Annotated in this window: 16 protein-coding genes and 1 pseudogene; 5 read left to right on the plus strand and 12 right to left on the minus strand. The window is 71.5% G+C overall.

Translation table 11 applies throughout. The features are described 5' to 3' along the window. Positions 1-703: 703 nt before the first annotated feature. The 7 genes from E1212_RS26505 to E1212_RS26530 form a co-directional block, all read right to left on the minus strand. The gene (locus tag E1212_RS26505) at positions 704-1291 is read right to left on the minus strand and encodes a hypothetical protein (protein WP_203417270.1); all 588 of its coding nucleotides are present in this window, start codon (positions 1289-1291) and stop codon (positions 704-706) included. Beyond that, positions 1279-1782 carry a hypothetical protein gene (locus E1212_RS26510; RefSeq protein ID WP_162605640.1) on the minus strand — a complete coding sequence of 168 codons (504 nt, stop codon included), beginning with the start codon at positions 1780-1782 and terminating at the stop codon, positions 1279-1281. The genes E1212_RS26505 and E1212_RS26510 overlap by 13 nt, the downstream gene beginning before the upstream one ends. Before the next feature lie 17 nt (positions 1783-1799). Then, positions 1800-2045, minus strand: a complete 246-nt coding sequence (locus E1212_RS30170; RefSeq protein ID WP_203417271.1) for a hypothetical protein — start codon at positions 2043-2045, stop codon at positions 1800-1802. A 110-nt stretch (positions 2046-2155) separates the two neighbouring features. Continuing rightward, positions 2156-2851 (minus strand): nucleotidyltransferase domain-containing protein, encoded by a 696-nt coding sequence (locus tag E1212_RS30175; protein ID WP_203417272.1) that lies wholly within the window; start codon positions 2849-2851, stop codon positions 2156-2158. A gap of 562 nt (positions 2852-3413) precedes the next feature. Beyond that, complete coding sequence (locus E1212_RS26520; protein ID WP_131988104.1) at positions 3414-6299, minus strand: vitamin B12-dependent ribonucleotide reductase; 2886 nt, start codon at positions 6297-6299, stop codon at positions 3414-3416. 80 nt (positions 6300-6379) lie between these two features. Beyond that, positions 6380-6880: a transcriptional regulator NrdR gene (nrdR, locus tag E1212_RS26525; protein WP_131988106.1), complete on the minus strand. Its 501-nt coding sequence runs from the start codon at positions 6878-6880 to the stop codon at positions 6380-6382. A gap of 1382 nt (positions 6881-8262) precedes the next feature. Beyond that, the gene (locus E1212_RS26530; RefSeq protein WP_131988108.1) at positions 8263-8721 is read right to left on the minus strand and encodes a LysM peptidoglycan-binding domain-containing protein; all 459 of its coding nucleotides are present in this window, start codon (positions 8719-8721) and stop codon (positions 8263-8265) included. Positions 8722-8920: 199 nt separating this feature from the next. Here E1212_RS26530 and lexA point away from each other — a divergent pair, with 199 nt between their 5' ends. Beyond that, complete coding sequence (lexA, locus tag E1212_RS26535; RefSeq protein ID WP_131988110.1) at positions 8921-9670, plus strand: transcriptional repressor LexA; 750 nt, start codon at positions 8921-8923, stop codon at positions 9668-9670. 2 nt (positions 9671-9672) lie between these two features. On the opposite strand, the gene E1212_RS26540 is transcribed toward lexA, so the two are convergent. Then, on the minus strand, positions 9673-11640 hold the full coding sequence (locus E1212_RS26540) for an ATP-dependent DNA helicase (RefSeq protein ID WP_131988112.1): 1968 nt from the start codon (positions 11638-11640) through the stop codon (positions 9673-9675). Positions 11641-11741: 101 nt separating this feature from the next. Here E1212_RS26540 and E1212_RS26545 point away from each other — a divergent pair, with 101 nt between their 5' ends. Both E1212_RS26545 and E1212_RS26550 read left to right on the plus strand, forming a co-directional pair. Further along, on the plus strand, positions 11742-13586 hold the full coding sequence (locus E1212_RS26545) for a S9 family peptidase (protein ID WP_131988114.1): 1845 nt from the start codon (positions 11742-11744) through the stop codon (positions 13584-13586). A 97-nt stretch (positions 13587-13683) separates the two neighbouring features. Further along, on the plus strand, positions 13684-14844 hold the full coding sequence (locus tag E1212_RS26550) for a DUF4185 domain-containing protein (RefSeq protein WP_131988116.1): 1161 nt from the start codon (positions 13684-13686) through the stop codon (positions 14842-14844). Between the two features lie 10 nt (positions 14845-14854). Here the strand turns inward: E1212_RS26550 and hflX are convergent, their stop codons facing one another. The 3 genes from hflX to miaA all read right to left on the minus strand — a co-directional run bounded on the left by hflX (position 14855) and on the right by miaA (position 18431). Further along, a complete protein-coding gene (hflX, locus tag E1212_RS26555; RefSeq protein ID WP_203417274.1) occupies positions 14855-16267 on the minus strand; it encodes a GTPase HflX in 1413 nt (470 codons plus the stop codon). 413 nt (positions 16268-16680) lie between these two features. Continuing rightward, a complete protein-coding gene (dapF, locus tag E1212_RS26560) occupies positions 16681-17520 on the minus strand; it encodes a diaminopimelate epimerase (RefSeq protein WP_131988120.1) in 840 nt (279 codons plus the stop codon). Beyond that, complete coding sequence (miaA, locus tag E1212_RS26565; RefSeq protein WP_203417273.1) at positions 17517-18431, minus strand: tRNA (adenosine(37)-N6)-dimethylallyltransferase MiaA; 915 nt, start codon at positions 18429-18431, stop codon at positions 17517-17519. The genes dapF and miaA overlap by 4 nt, the downstream gene beginning before the upstream one ends. A 139-nt stretch (positions 18432-18570) precedes the next feature. Between miaA and E1212_RS26570 the strand changes: the two genes are divergently transcribed. Beyond that, entirely contained in the window at positions 18571-18780 is a 210-nt protein-coding gene (locus E1212_RS26570; protein ID WP_131988122.1) for an antitoxin, read from the plus strand. A gap of 47 nt (positions 18781-18827) precedes the next feature. Here the strand turns inward: E1212_RS26570 and E1212_RS26575 are convergent, their stop codons facing one another. After that, positions 18828-19535 carry a class III extradiol ring-cleavage dioxygenase family protein gene (locus E1212_RS26575; protein WP_131988124.1) on the minus strand — a complete coding sequence of 236 codons (708 nt, stop codon included), beginning with the start codon at positions 19533-19535 and terminating at the stop codon, positions 18828-18830. Positions 19536-19601: 66 nt separating this feature from the next. Between E1212_RS26575 and E1212_RS26580 the strand changes: the two are divergent. Next, positions 19602-20533, plus strand: a pseudogene (locus tag E1212_RS26580) (hypothetical protein); the annotation flags it as partial.

Here is a 20533-nt window from a genome sequence, read left to right on the forward strand (position 1 = left end):
GCCGCGGGGATGATCCCCGCGGCCGCCGCCGCTGCGAAACAGGCCTCAGCTGGACCTAGGTGATCGGCGGTATCCCCCCGCTGATTCGGCATCCGACGGGTCACGTGCTATCCCTCTGCCAGTAGCGGTTCCGAGCGGTCGGGCAGGGCGTGCGCTGCCGCGGGTGATGCCGAAGACGTCGGGTGCGTCAGGGCCCACGCGACTTCGTGGGACCTGACAGCTCCGCCAAGTGGCTGCCTGGCGTCGGCCGCACACCGGGGCTGGTGCGTTCGTAGACGGCGATGACGTCCTCGGCGGGCATTTGAAGCCAGCCGCGGCCACGCGCCTGTTGGACGTCGTAGCCCAGCGCTCGAACAGCTGCCGACAAGCCGCGTAGTGATCCGCCCCACACTCCCTTGGCCGCCGTCTCGATCCATTGGCCGTCTCGTCGTCGGGTCGCGGCGTTGATGCGGCGTCGATGGTGATGTACGGCGCCGGGATGTGGTCCTGCCGTTGATGCCCAGCGGAGGCTCTCCGAGGGCTCGTTCGACGACGCCAAGGTCCAGAGTCGCGGGTGGTTGTCGGACCTTGACCTGGTTTGCCATGGGAGTTCTCCCTCGCACGGACGGTGGCCCTGACGCGGGCTTACTCGTCAAAGCCACCGTAGTTGCGGCGGATCGCATCCGGACTACCCAGTTTCGGCGCACCTTCTGTCTACTTCGCATCAGGGCTCGAGGTGCCAGAGCTTCCGGGGCAGTAGTCGGCGCCAGCCAAAGCGGTAGGCTATCGCGCGCTCAAGGCGTGCAAGGTGCGGCCGTTGGTCGCCAGGGCCCCAGCCGTTGAGGTTCATCCCGCTAGCGGTCGCCATCGGCGCCTGGTTCCAGGCGTCCGCTGTCGCCTGTTTCACGTTGGCGTCGATGTCGGCGAGGGCCTTGTCGAAGAGCTCGCCTAGGGCCCGGTGTTCGGAGTTGACCCACGTGCGGCAGGCGGCGAGTTGCTCCTGGAGGTCGTGTCCCCTGCCGACGAGGGCGGCGAGCACGTCGGGTTCGTCGGACACTCGGCGCCGTACGCGATACGGGTACTCGCCACGGGCGATCAACGACCGGACCGCGTTCGCGTACCCCTCACGCCTCGCGGCCGCCGCAGCGCGCAGGTTGCCCAGCACGCTGGTGATGAGCCCAGCGATGACCGAGGAGCCGAGCAGCGTGAGCGCGATGACGACCCAGGCGTTCGTCGAGTCGCCGTCACTCGATGTGGCGGTCGCACCCGTGCCGGCGCCGAGGGTGAGCAGTTGAACGGTCAGGATGCCCACCGGTGCTCCTCTTTGCACATGAAGGCGCTGCGGATGGGGTGCTCGCCGGCGACGGGGTCATCGTGTGGAGCGTCCTCGACCGGCCAGTGGCCTTCGCGCCGGTAGTACTCCTCGTAGAACACGTGCCGGTAAACGCGGGTGACGTACTGCTCGACTCCGTCGTCCCACTCCCAGCGCAGCCACCGCGGGTCCTTTGGGTACCAGAGGCACAGCTCGCCGCCCAGGTGGCCGAACTGTTTGCCGAGCGGAGACGGGTAGCGGTGGTGCCAGGTCCGATCTGGCCCGAGCGGGAACGAGTAGATGGCGCCGTCGGGTCGGATGCTGACCCGAGCACGCTCGCTGTTGTACCTGGCAACGGCGAGTTCGGGCAGCGGAACGCACGTCATGTCGAGAACGACGCCGCCGGACCGGGGTTCGAGAACCCGGTCAACGGCGATGCCGTAGAGCTCGTGCTGGAGGACCCGACGCGTGCGCGTCGGGTCCTCCAGCACGTCGTTCAGCGAGAGGATCACTCGCTCGAGTTCCCGAACACCGTCGCCGCGCGGGTCATCGGATGGCTGTTGGGCTGCTGGCTTGTTGACCACGAGCGGCCGGGCGCGGAGAGCTGCTGACCCACCTGGGTGGCGCTCGGCCGACCGGTGGTGGTCAGGCTGCCCGCCGCGAGCGCAGTAAGCGCGTTCAGCACCGACCGGTGCGGGGCCAGCGGGAACGAGTCTCCGAACAGCGAGTGCCACACGTCGATGGCCGCGTCCATGTCCCCCGCGCGCTCGAAGGCGAGCGCCTCGGCCGCCTTCCTGGACGCCTGGGCATACCCGCGCGGCCGTCTGCCGCTCCTGGTAAGTCCACTTCGCGGTGACGTCGTCCTCACCCGCCGGCTCCAGGACCGGACCCTTCACCGCCTCCTTGGCGTGCTCGAGGAACAGCGCGATTGCGACCTTGTCCGGAACCTGCTGTCCGATCACGGCGTATGCCAGGGACTCCACCACGATGCCGGAGACGAACTCGAGCCCCTCGTCGTTCTTGGTCAGTTCCTTGGCCTCGCGCACCTGGTGCACGAACCGGCCGCCGGTGGCCTGATTCCCGATCGGAGACCTTCTTCAGCTGGATGCGCGTGTTGCTCGGCTCCCACGTGCCCTCGAACCGGTCGCCGATGAGGACGTAGCTGCCCTCTTGGTCGAACGCGGGCACGAGGTCGATTGTGAAGTCGACGTCGGGCAGTGTCACACGCAGTGCCTTGCCGGACGGCTCGTCGCCGATGTCGAACTGGACTCCGGGCCACCGCTCCGCGACGGGGGCCTTGAACGACTCCATGGCCTTGCCGGGACCGTCGGGGCCGCGCAGCAGCTCCCACATGTAGGCCGGGAGCAGACACACGATGTCGACGTCCTTGAGGGGCTTCAGCATGGTCTTGCGGGCGAACGAGCCCTGGAGGAAGCTGCCCGCGATCAGCCCGGCCTTGGTGAGGTCATCGCGGATGGTGTTGTGGATGTTCTGCGCCTTCAGGCGCACGAACGGGTCGAGGTTGAGGTTCTCGTCCAGCTTGGTGAACGAGCTGTCCACGGTCCGCTTCGCGGCGGGCCTCCTTGAGGTTGCAGAGATGCCAAGTCGCGCCGGTTGGTGCGGCCGGGGTGGCGGCTTCCCCACAGGGAGAGCCGCCGATGATCACTTCTGCTTCGGCGTCTGCGTCAACGCGTCAGCGGCGGTCATCTCTCGTCACCTCCCCCCGCGTGCCAGATGGACAAGCTGGCACCGGGGGTGGTCTGATTGCGGCGAACGCCCGCACTCGGCCACTCGGTCGATGCCCACGAGGCCCGGTCTGCCAGGACCGGGCCTCGAGTTCTTGTCTGGGCCTGTTCGGCCCGCTTCATGAGATCAGCTTGAGCCGACAACCGGGTCGGCCCGAGGACAGTGCTTCCCGCCACGCGAGACGGCACGACGAGTCCGTTCTGGGCGGTCGTGGACGCACCGATAGCCCGGCCCCTCGGTTTGAGGGGCCGGGCCAGCCTTGTTGTCGATCGTGGACTCGTCGTCACTCACCTCAGGGGATCGTGTTCGGTTACGCAGATTCAGTTCGTGTTCGGGATGACAACCTCCGCTAGGGGATATAGCTGGTTGCCTACCCTCAGCTGCAGCCGCTGGTGGAGCCGCAGCCCTCGCAGACGTAGCAGCTGCCGGCCGGGCGCATCTTCGTGCCGCAGGTGAAGCAGAGCGGCGCGTCGGTGCTGGTGCCCTGGATGACCTCGAGCAGCTCGGCGGAGGTGTGCGCCTCGACCGGAGCCGGGCGAGCCGACGCGACCTCGGGCGCCGGAACCGGCTTGGCCTCGACCTGCGGCGTCACCGGGGCCGACTGGCGGAACGTGTCGACCTCGACCTCGACGTCGGAGGAGTCGGGGGTGTACTCGCCGGTGTCGAGCTGGCGGGCCCGCTCCGTCGCCGTGTAGATGCCGAGCGCGGCGCGCGACTCGAACGGCAGGTGGTCGAGCGCGAGGCGGCGGAAGATGTAGTCGACCACGCTCTGCGCCATGCGCACGTCCGGGTCGTCGGTCATGCCGGACGGCTCGAAGCGCATGTTGGTGAACTTCTCGACGTAGGTCTCGAGCGGCACGCCGTACTGCAGCGCGATCGAGATGGCGATCGAGAAGGCGTCCATGATGCCGGCCAGTGTCGAGCCCTGCTTGCCGAGCTTGAGGAACACCTCGCCGAGGCCGTCGTCGGGGTAGGAGCCCGCGGTCATGTAGCCCTCGGCGCCGCCGACGGTGAACGACGTGGTGCGGCTCGGCCGGGTCTTCGGCAGCCGCTGGCGGGTCGGCCGGTACTCGACGACGACGTCCTTCTCGGCGGCAGCGTCGAACGCCTTGTCGGCGCCCTTCGCCTTGGCGTCGGACAGCGGCTGGCCGACCTTGCAGTTGTCGCGGTAGACGGCCAGCGCCTTGAGGCCGAGCTTCCAGCCCTGCAGGTAGACGTCCTCGATCTCCTCGACCGTCGCCGACTCCGGCATGTTGACCGTCTTGGAGATGGCGCCGGACAGGAACGGCTGGACGGCGGCCATCATGCGCACGTGGCCCATGGGCTCGATGGCCCGCGGCTGGCCGGCGGCGCAGTCGAACACCTCGTAGTGCTCCGGCTTGAGGCCGGGGGCGTCGACGACGTTGCCGTGCTCGGCGATGTACTCGACGATCGCCTCGATGGTCTCGTCGGTGTAGCCGAGCTTCTTGAGCGCCCTCGGCACCGTCAGGTTGACGATCTGCATGGAGCCGCCGCCGACCAGCTTCTTGAACTTGACCAGCGAGAAGTCCGGCTCGATGCCGGTGGTGTCGCAGTCCATCATGAAGCCGATGGTGCCGGTGGGCGCGAGCAGCGAGGCCTGCGCGTTGCGCCAGCCGTTCTTCTCGCCGATCTTGTTGCCCTCGGCCCACACCTTCGTGGCGAGGCTGCGGACGTCGGCGTCGAGCGTGGCGACCGAGCGGAGGTCGTCGGTGGCGGCGGCGTGCTTGCGCATGACCCGGGCGTGCGCCTCGGCGTTGCGGGCGAAGCCGTCGTACGGTCCGACGACGCCGGCGAGCTCGGCCGAGCGCTTGTAGGCCGCGCCGGTCATGAGCGACGTGATGGCCGCGGCCAGCGCCCGGCCGCCCTCGGAGTCGTAGGCCAGGCCCGACGCCATGAGCAGCGCGCCCAGGTTGGCGTAGCCGATGCCGAGCTGCCGGTAGGCGCGGGTGGTCTCGGTGATCGCCTCGGTCGGGAAGTCGGCGAACGTGATCGAGATGTCCATCGCCGTGATGATCAGCTCGACCGCCTTGGCGAAGGTGACGCCGTCGAAGCTCCCGTCGGCCTGCAGGAACTTCATCAGGTTGAGGCTGGCGAGGTTGCAGCTGGAGTTGTCGAGGCTCATGTACTCCGAGCACGGGTTCGACGCGGTGATGCGCCCGGTCTCGGGGTTGGTGTGCCAGTCGTTGATGGTGCCGTCGTACTGGATGCCGGGATCGGCGCACTCCCACGCCGCCTGCGCCATGTCGCGGAACAGCTTCTTGGCGTCGACGGTGGAGATGACCTCGCCCGTCATGCGGGCGCGCAGCCCGAACTCGCCGCCGGACTCGACCGCGCGCATGAACTCGTCGTTGACGCGGACGGAGTTGTTGGCGTTCTGGTACTGGACGGAGACGATGTCGGCGCCGCCGAGGTCCATGTCGAAGCCGGCGTCGCGCAGCGCGCGGATCTTGTCCTCTTCGCGCGCCTTCGTCTGGATGAACTCCTCGACGTCGGGGTGGTCGACGTCGAGCACGACCATCTTGGCGGCCCGCCGGGTGGCGCCGCCGGACTTGATCGTCCCCGCCGAGGCGTCGGCGCCGCGCATGAAGCTCACCGGGCCCGACGCCGTCCCGCCGGAGGACAGCAGCTCCTTGCTGGAGCGGATGCGCGAGAGGTTGAGGCCGGCGCCGGAGCCGCCCTTGAAGATCATGCCCTCCTCGCGGTACCAGTTGAGGATCGAGTCCATGGAGTCGTCGACGGACAGGATGAAGCAGGCCGACACCTGCTGCGGCGACTTCGTGCCGACGTTGAACCACACCGGCGAGTTGAAGCTGAACACCTGGTGCAGCAGCATCCAGGTCAGCTCGTGCTCGAACACCTCGGCGTCGTCGGGCGTGGCGAAGTAGCCCTCGGCCTCACCGGACGTCCGGTACATCTTGACCACGCGGTCGATGAGCTGGCGCAGGCTCCACTCGCGCACGTCGGTGCCGACGGCGCCGCGGAAGTACTTGGTGGTGACGATGGTCGACGCGTTCAGCGACCAGAAGTCGGGGAACTCCACGCCCTTCTGCTCGAAGACGGTCTCGCCGGTCTTCCAGTTCTGCTGAACGACGTCGCGGCGCTCCCACGTCACCTCGTCGTACGGGTGCACACCGGCCGTGGTGTAGATGCGCCCGACGCTCAAGCCCCGTGCCCTCTTGGTACGTGCCGCGGCCTTGCTGCCCGCACTGCCTCGGCTCGGCCCGCTCACCGTTTCCGTCATGGACCTTCCTCACTTCCCCCGGCTTCACCCGTGTATCCGGGCCTGTTCATTCGGTTGTCGTGCTGGATGTTGCTACCGGCTCACGGTTCCGCGACGGTGAGAGTGGAGTCCTCGTCGCGGCGACGCTGCGCCTGCTCGCGGTCGGCCCGCAGTGTCGCGATCTCGTTCTCGAAGTCGTCCAGGCTGTCGAAGTCGCGGTACACGCTGGCGAACCGCAGGTACGCGACCTCGTCCAGCTCGCGCAGCGGGACCAGGATGGCCAGGCCCACTTCGCGGCTGGGGATCTCGGCACTCCCCTGTGCACGGAACTGCTCCTCGACCCGCTGCGCCAGCCTGGCCAGGTCGTCTTCGCTGACGCCCCGGCCCTGACACGCGCGGCGAACCCCGGCGACGACCTTCTCGCGGCTGAACGGCTCGGTCGCGCCCGAGCGCTTCACCACAGCCAGCGTCAGCTGCTCGACGGTGGTGAACCGGCGCTCGCAGGCGAGGCACTGACGCCGGCGCCGGATGACGGTGCCCTCGTCGGCGGTGCGGCTGTCGACCACCCGGCTGTCGGCGTGACGGCAGAACGGACAGTGCATCTCGCACCTCCTCTACTCGGGACCCTGTGGCTGAAGCTGTGGACGAGATGGGGACAATCTGTGGACTCTCGACCACAATCTGTGGACAGCTTACACCCGTGTAACTACTACATGTAGGGGTACCGTACGTCGGTCCGAGGCGCCGCTGCAACCGAATCGCCCGAGTCGCGGGTGGGTGTTTCAAAGCCGCTGGTCACGGATGAGTCGATCATCGGTGTCGGCGAGTCGCTCCGCCGTGGCGCCGGTTCGGCGTCGATGCAGGTGGTCCGGGGTGGGCGGGGTGTTCTTGCAGGCCAGCAGGGGTTTCGGGGTTTCGGCGGCGGCGGTTCGCGGTCGGCGTGCGGGTTGTGGACGGCGGAGCGACGCGCGAGCTGTGGACGGAGGTGGACCCCACGATGTTGTGGTTGGTCGGTCTCGGCGTTGGCCGGGCTTGGCGTTGGCCGGGCTTGGCGTTGCCCGAGTTGCCCAGTGCGCCGGCCCCCTGCTGCTCGCCATCGTCGGCGGCGCGGGAGACCGCCTCGAGCGGACCGGCGGCGCTTCGCGCATGGGGAGACCGCCTGACCCGGCCTCCCGCGCCCCCGTTCACGCAGCGTCAGGGGGCCGCCCCGAAGACGGCCCCGGCCCCAGGCCCCGCTGGTGTGCAGTTCCGTTGGCCGCCGACGGTTCCGCTGTGGTGTTCGGCAGTTGGTCCCGCCGTGGCCCTGCCCCGCCGGCCGCTGACGGTGGACGCCCATGATCATCAACCCTTCGTGTCGTCGGGGCGTCGGGGCAGCACGAAAGGTTGATGATCATGGAGAAGGGTGGGCTCTGAGCGCTACGGAAGCCCCGCTTCTCCATGATCAACCGCGAGGCCGGCGCGAACCGCGCCATAGCGGGGCCGACTGCCGGACACCACGACGCAGCCGTCAGCGGCCCGCACGGCCCGACCACGGCGGAGCCGACTGCCGGACACCACGACGCAGCCGTCAGCGGCCCGCACGGCCCGACCACGGCGGGACCACCTGCCGGACACCACGACGCAGCCGTCAGCGGCCCGCGCGACCCACCACCAGCGGGGCTGACGCCAGGGGGCCATCCCGGGGAGGGGCCTGGTGCCGTGGAGAGCGAGGCCGCGGCGGCGCAGGTCACACCCAAGCCCCGGGAGCGCCCGCGAAGCAGCACCACAGCGGGCGCGGACTCGAGGCGCGCCGCAAGTCCAAGCGCCGGAAGCACCCACGAAGCAACACCACAGCGGGGCGCGGACTCGAGGTGCGCCGCCGCGTCCTCGACGATCGAGACAGCAGGGCCCGACCAACTCGGCAGCTCGCCCGGCGGACGTGCGCGCCACGCCGAAGGTCGTCATGGGGACACGGAGGCGGTGCCCCGTCGACGACCCTCGGGCGTCAGTGAGCGGCGGGGATCTTCAGGGTGTCGCCGGGGCGGATGTCGCCGGCGGACGAGAGGTCGTTCAGTTCCATGATGGCGGCGACCGTCTCGCGCGGGTCGGCGGTGGGGGCGACGTCGGTGGCGAGCTCCCAGAGGGTGTCGCCGCCCCGGACCTCGACCGTCGTGACGACCGCCGCACCGGAACCCGCCTCGCCGCCGTCCCAGGGGCGGGCGAACGCGAGCACGCCGGCGACGATGAGCAGCAGCCAGGCGAACGCGACCACGACACGCCCGCGCCGGGTGAGCCGGGCGCCGTGCAGCGAGGGCTCCGCGGAGCCCGCGCACACGAGCGGCGCGGGGCGGCCCGACGGGCGGCGCCGGGCCACGTGCCGGCGCGGCGGCTCGTCGGCACGCTCGGGCTCGATCACCACGCGCGTGCGGGTCTCGAAAGGCGGGATGTAGGTCGTCGTCGCCATGTCAGCCTCCGGTCCATGTCGCACAACCGTTCGATAGAACGACTGTACGAAACGTTGTACACGCTGCCACTGACAAAGTCGAGACACGTTCGAACAGATGTTTGATCGTGTCGTGCATTCGGGCTAATGTGAGGCCATCACTCGACCGTGTGACGCGTTTTCGAACGGATGCTGCGAATGCGTCGTCGCACCGACCGACATGACAACCGGAGGTGGCGTGGTGGCCAAGAACGACGACGAGGAGCGCGGCGAAGCAGCAGCCGGCGCCTCGGTGCACAGTTTCCCGGAGACACATCAGCACCCGGCCGACCTCACGGTGCGGCAGCGCAAGGTGCTCGAAGTCATCCGCGAGTCGGTGGGTCGTCGCGGTTACCCGCCCAGCATGCGCGAGATCGGCCAGGCCGCCGGCCTCTCCAGCCCGTCCAGCGTCGCCCACCAGCTCGGCGTGCTCGAGAACAAGGGCTACATCCGCCGCGACCCGCATCGCCCGCGCGCGCTCGAGGTGCTGCCGCCCGGCACCGCGCCCGGCGACTTCACCCGGGCCGCGATGATCGACGAAGAGAGCAACCTGCCCACGCCGTCGTACGTGCCGATGGTCGGCCGCATCGCCGCCGGTGGTCCGGTGCTGGCCGAGCAGGCGGTCGAAGACGTCTTCCCGCTCCCCCGCGAGCTCGTCGGCGAGGGCACGCTGTTCATGCTGCGCGTCGTCGGCGAGTCCATGGTCGACGCCGCCATCTGCGACGGCGACTGGGTGGTCGTCCGGCAGCAGCCGGTCGCCGAGAACGGCGAGATCGTCGCCGCCATGATCGACGGCGAGGCGACGGTGAAGACGTTCAAGAAGCGCGACGGCCACATCTGGCTGCTGCCGCACAATGACGACTACGAGCCCATCCCCGGCGACGACGCCACCGTCCTCGGCCGCGTGGTCGCGGTCATGCGCCGGATCTGAGGCTACGACGACGTTGCGAGCCGCCGGAGTGCGCCGACCACCACGGACTGGTCGGTCGTGAACCACATCGGCGGCAGCGAGGCCCGCAGGTAGCTGCCGTACCGGGCGGTCACCAGACGCGGATCGAGCACGGCCACCACGCCACGGTCGCTCGACCTGCGGATCAGCCGCCCGGCACCCTGCGCCAGCAGCAGCGCCGCGTGCGTGGCGGCGACGGACATGAAGCCGTTGCCGCCCGCCTTCTCGACCGCCCGCTGCCGCGCCGACGCGAGCGGCTCGTCGGGGCGCGGGAACGGGATGCGGTCGATGACCACCAGCTGGCACGCCCCGCCCGGCACGTCGACGCCCTGCCAGAGCGAGAGCGTCCCGAACAGCGACGTCGTGTCGTCGGCCGCGAACGTGCGCAGCAGCGTCGCCACCACGTCGTCGCCCTGGCACAGGATGGGGATGTCGGGCAGCCGCTTGCGCACCGCCTCGGCCGCCTCCTGCGCCGCCCGCCGCGAGGAGAACAGCCCCAGCGTGCGCCCGCCGGCCGCCGCCATCAGCTCGACCAGCATGTCGACCACCTCGGGCCGCAGCCCGTCGCGGCCCGGCGTCGGCAGGTCGCGGGCGACGTACAGGATGCCCTGCTTGCCGTAGTCGAACGGCGACCCGACGTCGAGCGAGCGCCACGGCGGCGCGCCCTCGCCCTGCAGGCCGAACGCCCCGGCCGCGGCGTCGAACGACCCGCCCAGCTCGAGGGTCGCCGACGTCGCCACGACGGTGTTCTGCCCGAACAGCCGCTCGCGCAGCAGCCCCGCGACCGACAGCGGCGCCACGCGCAAGGACCGGCCCACCCGCTCGCGGTCCTCGACCCACAGGACGTCGTGCTCGCTGTTGGCGACCAGCCGCTCGGCCGTGCCGAACACGTCGTCGACCATGGTCTTGGCCGCCCGCCGCGCCGCCTCGACGTCGGCGGCCCGCTCCTCGCGGGACGAGCCGGAGAACCCGGACTGCACGGCGCGGGCGGCGTCGCGCAGCTCGACCAGTGCTCCCAGCAGCCGCTCCGGCACGGTGTCGAGCCGGCCCACCGGCGCGTCGAGCAGCGCCTGGCGCAGGTGCTCGCCCGCCGCGCGCAGCTCCTCGGCGTCGCCGTCGTCGACGTGCGCCCGCGAGCGCGTGGCGGCGCGGTCGATGACGCCCGGCCACAGGTCGGCCGTCGCCACGCTGGTGACCCGTGCGGCCAGCTCGTGCGCCTCGTCGACCACCACGACGTCGTGGTCGGGCAGCACCGGCAGCCCCTCGAGCGCGTCGATGGCGAGCAGGGCGTGGTTGGTGACGACGACGTCGGCGCCGTCGGACCGGGCGCGGGCCACCTCGGCGAAGCACTCGCTGCCGTACGGGCAGCGCGAGGCGCCCAGGCACTCGCGCGACGACACCGAGACCTGCGCCCACGCGCGGTCGGTGACGCCGGGCTCGAGCTTGTCGCGGTCGCCCGTGCCGCCCGACGCGGCCTGCGACTCGGCCCACTCGCGGGCGCGCAGCACCTCGGCGCCCAGCTTGCCGGCCGCCAGCTCTTCGACGGGGACCAGCTCGCCCTGGTCGTCGGGTGCGCCGTCGCGGACGCGGTGCAGGCACGCGTAGTTGGCCCGGCCCTTGAGCGTGGCCCACTTGGGCGACCGGCCCAGCAGCGGCTCGGCCGCCTTGGCCAGCGCCGGCAGATCGCGGTCGACGAGCTGCGCCTGCAGCGCGAGGGTGGCCGTCGCGACGATGACCGGGCCGTCGGAGGCGTCGGCGTGCAGCAGCGACGGCACGAGGTAGGCGAGCGACTTCCCGGTTCCGGTGCCGGCCTGGACCAGCAGGTGCCTGCCCTCGGAGACGGCCTCGCCGACCGCCTCGGCCATCTCGACCTGACCAGGGCGTTCGGAACCGCCGACGGCTCCGACGGCCGCCGTCAGCAACTTCTCGACCGTCACATCGCCCTCGCTCACCGCCCCGACACTACACGCCCCGCCACCCCGGAAAGCGCTTGTCCACAGCCCCGGCACCGGCCTGTCTCGACCCTGTCCGAGGGGCGTGATGGAATGCCGGAATGACGTATGACGCGGTGCCGCTGATCCCCCGGGACGTGCTGTTCGGCAACCCCGAGCGGTTGCTCCCCTCGCTGTCGCCCGACGGCTCCAGGCTCGGCTTCGTCGCTCCCGACGAGGGCGTGCTCAACGTGTGGGTCGGGCCCGCCGACGACCCCGCCGCGGCCCGTCCGGTCACCCACGACCGCGACCGCGGCGTGCGCACGTTCATGTTCTGCCACGACGACCGCACGCTGGTGTACCTGCAGGACACCGACGGCGACGAGGACTGGCGGCTCTACGCGCTCGACCTCGAGACCGGCGAGGCCGCCCTGGTCACTCCGCAGGACAAGGTCACGGCGCAGCTCCTGGGGCACAACCGCTGGCACCCGACGTCCATGCTGGTCGGCCTCAACGCCGACAACCCCGAGCTGCACGACGTCTACCGCCTCGACCTCGCCACCCGCGAGCTGACGAAGATCGCCGTCAACCCCGGGTACGCCGAGTGGCTGATCGACTCCGACCACCGGATCCGCGGCGGCGTCGCCATGACCGAGGAGGGCGGCGCCGTCGTCTACCGGCGCGGCGACGACGGCACCGACGAGCCGTGGCTCGAGATCAGTTCCGAGGACTTCCTCACCACCGGCGTCAGCGGCTTCAGCCGCGACGGCTCGGTCGTGTACCTCTCGTCGAGCGTGGGGGTCAACGCCGCCCGGCTGCTCCGCGTCGACCTCGCCACGGGCGAGGAGACCGTGCTCGCCGAGGACCCCGAGTACGACGTCGCCGGCACCGCGCGGCACCCCGAGACGCTCGAGCCGCAGGCCGTCATGTTCCTCAAGGAGCGCCTGACCTGGACCTACCTCGACCCCGAGTTCGGCGCCGAGGTCGACCGCCTGCGCGCCCAGCTGCGCGGCGAGGTCGGCATCTCGCGCCCGGTCCGCGACGACCGCACCTGGCTGGTGCACGACCAGCTGTCCGACGGCCCGGTGCGCTACTACCGCTACCACCGCGACTCCGGCGAGCTGGAGTTCCTGTTCTCGCACCGGCCCGAGCTCGAGCAGTACGACCTCGCCGAGATGGAGCCGTTCTCGTTCACCGCGCGCGACGGCCTCACCGTCCACGGGTACCTCACCTTCCCGCGCGGCGTCGAGCGCACCCACCTGCCGGCCGTGCTCGACGTGCACGGCGGTCCGTGGCACCGCGACACCTGGGGCTACGACCCCGAGGCGCAGTGGTTCGCCAACCGCGGCTACGTCGGGGTCCAGGTGAACTTCCGCGGCTCCACCGGCTACGGCAAGGCGTTCGGCAACGCCGGCAACAAGCAGTGGGGCCGAGCCATGCACACCGATCTGCTCGACGCCGTCGACCACCTGGCCGGCCAGGGGGTCATCGACCCCGAGCGGGTCGGCATCTACGGCGGCTCGTACGGCGGGTATGCCGCGCTGGCCGGCGCCGCCTTCACGCCCGAGGTGTTCCGCTGCGCCGTCGACATCGTCGGCCCGTCCAACCTGCTCACGCTGCTGGCGTCGATCCCGGAGTACTGGAAGCCGCAGATCGCGTTCATGCACACCCGTGTCGGCAATCCCGAGACCGAGCGCGACATGCTGTGGGACCGGTCGCCGTTGTCGAAGGTCGACCAGATCACCATCCCGGTGCTGGTCGCGCAGGGCAAGAACGACCCCCGGGTCAAGGTCGCCGAGGCCGAGCAGATCGTCGCCGCGCTCGAGGAGAAGGGCCTCGACCACGAGTACCTGCTCTTCGAGGACGAGGGCCACGGCCTGGCCAAGCCCGAGAACCGCGAGCGGTTCTACGCCGCCGCCGAGCGGTTCCTCGCCACCCACCTGGGCGGCCGCGTCCAGCAGGACTGAGATCAGGACAGGCGCGACAACTGGGTGACATCTGGACAGAAAGTCATCTAATGACTAGAACTCTTACATGGCACTCCGTCCCGGTTATCGCGTTGTCATGTCCAGCACCCTGGCCCTCACCCTCGGCGGGGTCGCCACTGCGACCGCCGTCCAGTCACCGGCACCTTCGGCGCCCGGCTCGCCCGGCTCAGCCAGCGCGGGCCGGTGCGCCGAGGTGCCCGGGCCCGTCAGCGCCACCCCCGACGCCGAGCTGAACAGCACGTTCACCACGTACGGCAACGACAACACCGCCCTGGACGACTGGACCGGCGCTGACGGCACCTACTCCGTCCCGCTGCCCGACGGCCGCGTCTTCTGGGTCTTCTCCGACACGTTCCTCGGCCGGGTCGACGCCGACGGCGGGCGCTCGCCGGTCACCGACGAGGGCGGCGAGACCCCGTTCATCAACAACTCGTTCGTCGTCCAGGACGGTGACGAGCTGAGCACGGTCTACCGCGGCAGCGCCGACGACCCCGAGCCGCTGCTGCCGCCCGTCGACGACTCGCACTGGTTCTGGGCCGGCGACGCGCACGCCACCCGTGGCGTCATCGAGGGCACCTACCAGGAGTACGAGCGGTTCGGACCCGGCGCCTGGGACTGGCGCTGGAACCGCAACGTCCTGGCCCGGTTCTCGCCGGCCGACCCGGACGAGCCGCTCAGCGTGCACCCGCTGCCGTCCGGCGCCGGCGTCTCGTGGGCGTCGGCGATCCGGCGCGCCGGCGCGTACACCTACGTCTACGGCGTCGAGGACCTCGGCTCGGAGAAGTACCTGCACGTCGCCCGGGTGTTCGGCACCAGCCTGCTCGGCGCCTGGCAGTACCGCACCGCCACGGGCTGGTCGGCGAACGAGGCCGACTCCGTGCGGGTCATGGCGGGCGTGGGCAACGAGTACAGCGTGTCACGCCACGAGGGCCGGTACCTGCTGGTCACCCACGACACCACCGTGCCGCTCAGCGCCGACATCGTCGCCTACGCCTCGTGCACCCCGTACGGCCCGTTCACCGACAAGACCGTGGTGTACACCACCCCCGAGACCGGCGCGAGCGGCAGCTACGGCGACGAGAACGTGTTCACGTACAACGCCCACGCCCACCCGCACGTCGACCGCGACGGCGGACTGGTCGTCTCGTACAACGTGAACACGTTCGTCAACACCGACCACTACAAGGACGTCACCATCTACCGCCCGCGCTTCGTCACCGTGCGCTTCGACGACTGACGGGCGACGGTCAGCGGGCGGCGACGGCGTACGGCTCGAGCGCCGCGGCCAGCGACTCGGGGACGCGGGCGCGCACGCGCGTGCCGTCGGCCTCGTGGTCGAGCGACAGCACCTCGCCGACGGTGTGCACGCGCGCGACGAGCTCGCCGTGGTCGTACGGCACCAGCGCGTCGATCTCGACCGGCGGCTGCGGGAGCTCGCTCTCGATGAGCGCCCGCAGCTTGTCGATACCGGCGCCGGTGCGCGCGGAGACGGCGACCGCGTGCGGCTCGTTGCGCAGCAGCCGGGCGATGACCATGGGGTCGGCGGTGTCGGACTTGTTGACGGCGACGATCTCGCGGACGCCGCCCGCGCCGATGTCGGCGAGCACCGCGCGGACCGCCGTCAGCTGGCCCTCGGGATCGGGGTGCGAGCCGTCGACCACGTGGACCAGCAGGTCGGCGTCGCCGGCCTCTTCGAGCGTGGACCGGAACGACTCGACGAGCTCGTGCGGCAGGTGCCGGACGAACCCGACGGTGTCGGCCAGCGTGTAGATGCGGCCCTCCTGCGTCTGCGACTTGCGGACGGTGGGGTCGAGGGTGGCGAACAACGCGTCCTCGACCAGCACGCCCGCGCCGGTGAGGCGGTTGAGCAGCGACGACTTGCCAGCATTGGTGTAGCCGACGATGGACACCGCGGGCACCGCGTGCCGGCGCCGGTCGGCCCGCTTGGTGTCGCGGGCGACGCGCATGCCGGCGAGCTCGCGGCGCAGCTTGGTGACCCGGGTGCGGATGCGCCGGCGGTCGGTCTCGAGCTTCGTCTCGCCGGGACCGCGGGTACCCACACCGCCGCCCGCGCCACCGGCCCGGCCGCCGGCCTGCCGGGACAGGCTGGCGCCCCAGCCGCGCAGCCGCTGGGAGAGGTACTCGAGCTGGGCCAGCTCGACCTGCGCCTTGCCCTCGCGACTCTTCGCGTGCTGGGCGAAGATGTCGAGGATCAGCATGGTGCGGTCGACGACCTTGACGTCGACCTTGTCCTCCAGGTTGCGCAGCTGCGACGCGGAGAGCTCGCCGTCGACGATGACGGTGTCGGCGCCATGGGCCTGCACGACCTCGCGCAGCTCCTGGACCTTGCCGGAACCGATGAAGGTGGCGTTGTCGGGGTGCTGACGACGCTGCACGAGGCCCTCGAGCACCTGCGAGCCGGCCGTCTCGGCCAGCGCCGCCAGCTCGGCGAGGGAGTTCTCGGCATCGGTGAACGAGCCGCCGGGCCAGACCGCGACGAGCACGACCCGCTCGAGTCGCAGCCGCCGGTACTCGACCTCGGTGACGTCCTCGAGCTCGGTCGACAGGCCCGCCACACGACGCAGCGCATGGCGCTCGTCCAGGTCGTAGTCCCCGGTGGTGTCGCCGTCGAGGTGGTCGAACTCCTCGACCTCCGGCAGCTCGGCGGAGTCGTCATAGGGGTTGTATGCGTGGCCTGGACTATTGCTCAATGCTCCTGCTTCCGACGGGGAATGCCTCAAGAACGACCATAGCTCGACCCGGTGGACGCCGCCCACCGTAATTTCGCCGCGGCGCGCAGCGTGGCGGCCCGTCGCTCGGCCTTGCCCGTCGAGCGCTCCTGGGCGCGCCGGGCCACTTCCTGCAACACGGCCTCGCGTCGCTGCTTGTGCGTCCCACCCATGGGCACCGCCTCTCGTCAGGCGCGCGGCCGGCCCCGTTGCCGCCACGTACACCACGCTAGGCCCGCCGGCACGTGGTGCGCATCGATCGCGAGACTGACGTCGTGCTCCTTCTACTGAAGGAGACGTCCTCCGGGTCTCCCAGGATGCTGTGATCTAGGTCACAGCGCGTTTCAGAGCTCGACCGTGCCGCGAAGGCCCAGCACAGCGGGCCCGGTGAGGAGCAGCTCGCCGTCCGGGCGCTCGGTGACGACCAGCTGGCCGCCGGGCACGTCGACGGTGTAGCGCGCGCCGGCGCCGGCTCCGTCGCGCCGCATGGCCGCCCACGCGGCGGCGCACACGCCCGTGCCGCACGAGCGGGTCTCGCCCACGCCGCGCTCCCACACCCGCATGGCGATGTGCTTGTGACCACGCCCGACGACGAACTCGACGTTCGCGGAGTCGGGGAACACCGCGGCCGGGCGCAGGCCGGGCGCCGACGTGAGCGGCCCGGCATCGTCGAGGTCGTCGACGAAGACGACGGCGTGCGGGTTCGGCACCCGCACGGGAGTGGCCTCCCACGTGCGCCCCCCGGCGGCGACGAAGGCCAGCTGCCGGGTGGCGGCGGGCTTGGCCCGGCCCATCTCGACGGTCAGCCGCCCGTCGGGCTCGGCGTGCACCGTGCGGACGCCGCCGCGCGTGGCCACCGTCAGCACCGAGCCGTCGACCAGGCCGTTCTCCCACAGGTAGCGGGCCATGACGCGTACGCCGTTGCCGCACATCTCCGCAACGGAGCCGTCGGCGTTGCGGTAGTCCATGAACCACTCGGCCTCGTCGGCCACCGCGCGGACCTCGGCGGAGGTCTCGGTGCGCGTGACGCGGATGACGCCGTCGGCGCCGATGCCCGCGTACCGGTCCGCCAGGCGTCGCACCGCCTTCTCGTCGAGCCGGCCGGCCAGGGTGCCGTCGGCGTCGGGGATCAGCACGAAGTCGTTCTGCGTGCCGTGGCCCTTGACGAAGGAGATGCCGCTCACGACCGACGATGGTAGGTCAGAGCGCGCTCCAACCGGTCATCGGCGTCGAACGGGACCCAGCCGATGCGGTCGTCCTTGCCGAACCAGCCGTGCTGGCGGCGGGCGAACCGGCGCGTGGCCTGCACGGTCTCGTCGCGCGCCGCCTCCTCGGTCAGCTCGCCGGCGAGGAAGGCCAACACCTGCGCGTAGCCGAGCGCGCGGCTCGCCGTCGGCCCCTCGCGCAGCCCCTGGGCCGCCAGCAGACGGACCTCGTCGACCAGCCCCTGCTGCCACATGCGGTCGACGCGCAGCTCGATGCGCTCGTCGAGGACGTCGCGGGGCACGTCGAGGCCGATCTGCACGACGTCGTCGTAGTGGTACCGCCGCGGCGGCAGCGTGGCCGTGAACGGACGCCCCGTCAGCTCGATGACCTCGAGCGCGCGGACCACGCGCCGGCCGTTGCTGGGCAGGATGGCGGCCGCGGCGGCGGGATCGTGGCCGGCGAGCCTCCGGTGCAGTGCGGCGGCGCCCACCTCGGCCAGCTCGTCCTCGAGGCGCGCGCGGACCTCGGGGTCGGTGCCCGGGAACTCGAACCGGTCGAGCACCGCGCGGACGTAGAGTGCGCTGCCGCCCACCAGCACCGGTGTGACGCCGCGCGCCCGGCAGTCGTCGATCGCGTCGCGCGCGAGCTGCTGGAACTCCGCGACGGTGGCCGGGCGGGTGACGTCGTACAGGTCGAGCAGGTGGTGCGGGACGCCTCTGCGCTCGTCGACGGTGAGCTTCGCCGTCCCGATGTCCATGCCCCGGTAGAGCTGCATGGAGTCGGCGTTGACGACCTCGCCGCCCAGCCGCAGTGCGATGTCGACGGCGAGATCGCTCTTGCCGGCCGCGGTGGGTCCGACGACGGCGACGACGGTGACGTGCTCGCTCACCCGCCGAGTCTGCCACGACGGCGGAATGTCTGAACGCGTTGCGGGCCGTTCTGCCTGGGGGTATGAACGTCCGTGGGGGTGCGGTTCGGGTCGCAAGGGGCGGCTCGACGGCCCACGTCAACGAGGGGAAGTGCCGATCATGGGCTTCGACGAGATCAAGAACAAGGTCACCGGCCTGATTTCCGGCAACGCTGACAAGGTCGGCGACGGCGTCGACAAGGCCACCGACTTCATCGACGACAAGACCGGCGGCAAGTACAGCGAGCACCTCGAGGGCGTCGACGACAAGGCGCGCGACTTCATCGACGGCCTCGACGGCGAGAAGGGCGAGAACGACAAGCCGGCCTGACGCCGTCGGTCAATGGAGCGGCGCGGGTGGCCGGCGCCGTCGCGCCGTCAGCCGTGCCGCTCCCAGACGCCGACCAGGTAGCCGACGCCGTACGGGGCGTCCTCGTAGAGCACCTCGGCGTCGAACAGCTCGTCGTCGGCGGCGCCCGCCAGCACCCGCAGCGCCTTCCGCCCCGGCGACCCGACCTCCGCGGCCAGCGCCGCGTCGAGGTCCAGCAGCCGCTGCGGGTCGCCGTCGCGCAGCGCGTCGGCCAGCGCGGTGTCGTAGGCCCGGGCCCGGGCGCGCAGGGCCTGCGGGGTGGTGTCGGACCGCAGCGGTGACCCGTCGGCCATGACCAGCAGCGCGACGCGGTCGGCCCGGCCCGCGAGCCGCCGCCCCAGGTCGACGCAGTCGCCGTCGGCCGCGTCGAGTGCCACCGTCGCCGCCGACACCTCTCCGTCCCACCCGTCGCGCTGCAGCAGCCAGGCGCCGACGCTGACCGACAGCGGGAGGTCCGGGCCGGCCTGGGGGTCGTCACCCGGCAGGGCGACCGTCAGGTCGACGCCATACGGGGCGAAACTGCCCGACCGCGACGCCTCGTCGGCGGTCGACTCCCCCGGGCCGACGACCACGAGGACGTCGGGGCTGGCGGAGCGCAGATCGTCCAGAGCGGACCAGCAGGCCGCCCGGACGTCGTCGATCCTCACGTCGCCGGGCCGGCCGATGCCGGTCACCATCAGCGGCGGATACGGGCAGACGGCCGCGGAGATGAGCACACCCGAAGACTAGACGCGCGGCGTCCAGGCTGCGCCACGGGCCATCTTCATGGTCGAATGTCGGATATGTTCGACGCCGACCACAGCACCCACCTCGCCCTGGCGGGCGTGGTCCTGCTGATCGGTCTCGGCTGCATCATCGCCTGGCTCCCGGCGCGCCGCCGCGACCGCGCGGGACTGCCGTCGCGACTGCTCGTGACGGCGGGCCTCATCATGGGGCTCGCCGACCTCGGCGGGCTCGGCAGCGTGCTGGGGTTCGCGCTGGCGGCCATGGGCGCGCTGATCCTGTGGGAGACGCAGCCCGCGCCCGAGGTCCCGCGCCCGCACCGCAGCGGCATCGTCGTGGCGGCCGTCGTGTCCGGCGTCGCCGCGCTGGCGACGTTCGAGGGCTGGTGGTCGCTGGCCCGCGTGCCGGCCGAGCTGCGTGCCGTCGCGACCCTGGTCGTCGGCGTCACGGGCGCACTGGCGACGCTCGCGATCGCCGACCGCGCCCGGGTCCGGCTGCGGGTCGCCCTCAAGCGCCGGTTCGCGCCGGTGAAGCCGCCCCGGCCGCGGGTCGCGCCGTCGGCGGAGGCCCTGCCGGCTCGGCCGGCGCCGGTCAGCGCGCCGCCGGTGAGTGGACCGCCGCGGGCGGTCGAGCCGCCGCGGGCGGTCGAGCCGTCGCGGGCGGTCGAGCCGTCGCCGCCCACAGTGGCGATCCCGCGGCGCGAGCCGGCCACGCCGGCAGAGCCGCCCGTCCAGCCGGACCTCCAGCCCCGGTCGAGCAGCGTCGCCGCGCAGTCGCCGAGCCGCCCCTCCACCGTCGCCCGGCGCCGGTTCGCCGCCACGCCGTCCTCGCCCCGTCCGGGCAAGCCGGAGCAGCGGGCGAAGAACGAGATCACCATCGCCGGGCGCTCGCGGGCTCAGCTGCGCGAAGCGCTCAACCGCCGGCTCGCCGCCGCTCGCGAGGAGCGTCCCGCCGCCCCCGCGGCCACGCCCCGGCCCGCGCTGCCGACGCC

The organism is Jiangella ureilytica, assembly GCF_004348545.1.
In the GTDB taxonomy this organism is placed as follows: domain Bacteria; phylum Actinomycetota; class Actinomycetes; order Jiangellales; family Jiangellaceae; genus Jiangella; species Jiangella ureilytica.

Bases quoted from the DNA above. Each gene is read 5' to 3' on its own strand.
- E1212_RS26520 (WP_131988104.1), bottom strand. From the start codon at position 6,299: ATGACGGAAACGGTGAGCGGGCCGAGCCGAGGCAGTGCGGGCAGCAAG.
- E1212_RS26570 (WP_131988122.1), top strand. From the start codon at position 18,571: ATGGGCTTCGACGAGATCAAGAACAAGGTCACCGGCCTGATTTCCGGC.
- E1212_RS30170 (WP_203417271.1), bottom strand. From the start codon at position 2,045: ATGGACGCGGCCATCGACGTGTGGCACTCGCTGTTCGGAGACTCGTTC.
- E1212_RS26530 (WP_131988108.1), bottom strand. From the start codon at position 8,721: ATGGCGACGACGACCTACATCCCGCCTTTCGAGACCCGCACGCGCGTG.
- nrdR (WP_131988106.1), bottom strand. From the start codon at position 6,880: ATGCACTGTCCGTTCTGCCGTCACGCCGACAGCCGGGTGGTCGACAGC.
- lexA (WP_131988110.1), top strand. From the start codon at position 8,921: ATGACAACCGGAGGTGGCGTGGTGGCCAAGAACGACGACGAGGAGCGC.
- E1212_RS26550 (WP_131988116.1), top strand. From the start codon at position 13,684: ATGTCCAGCACCCTGGCCCTCACCCTCGGCGGGGTCGCCACTGCGACC.
- E1212_RS26545 (WP_131988114.1), top strand. From the start codon at position 11,742: ATGACGTATGACGCGGTGCCGCTGATCCCCCGGGACGTGCTGTTCGGC.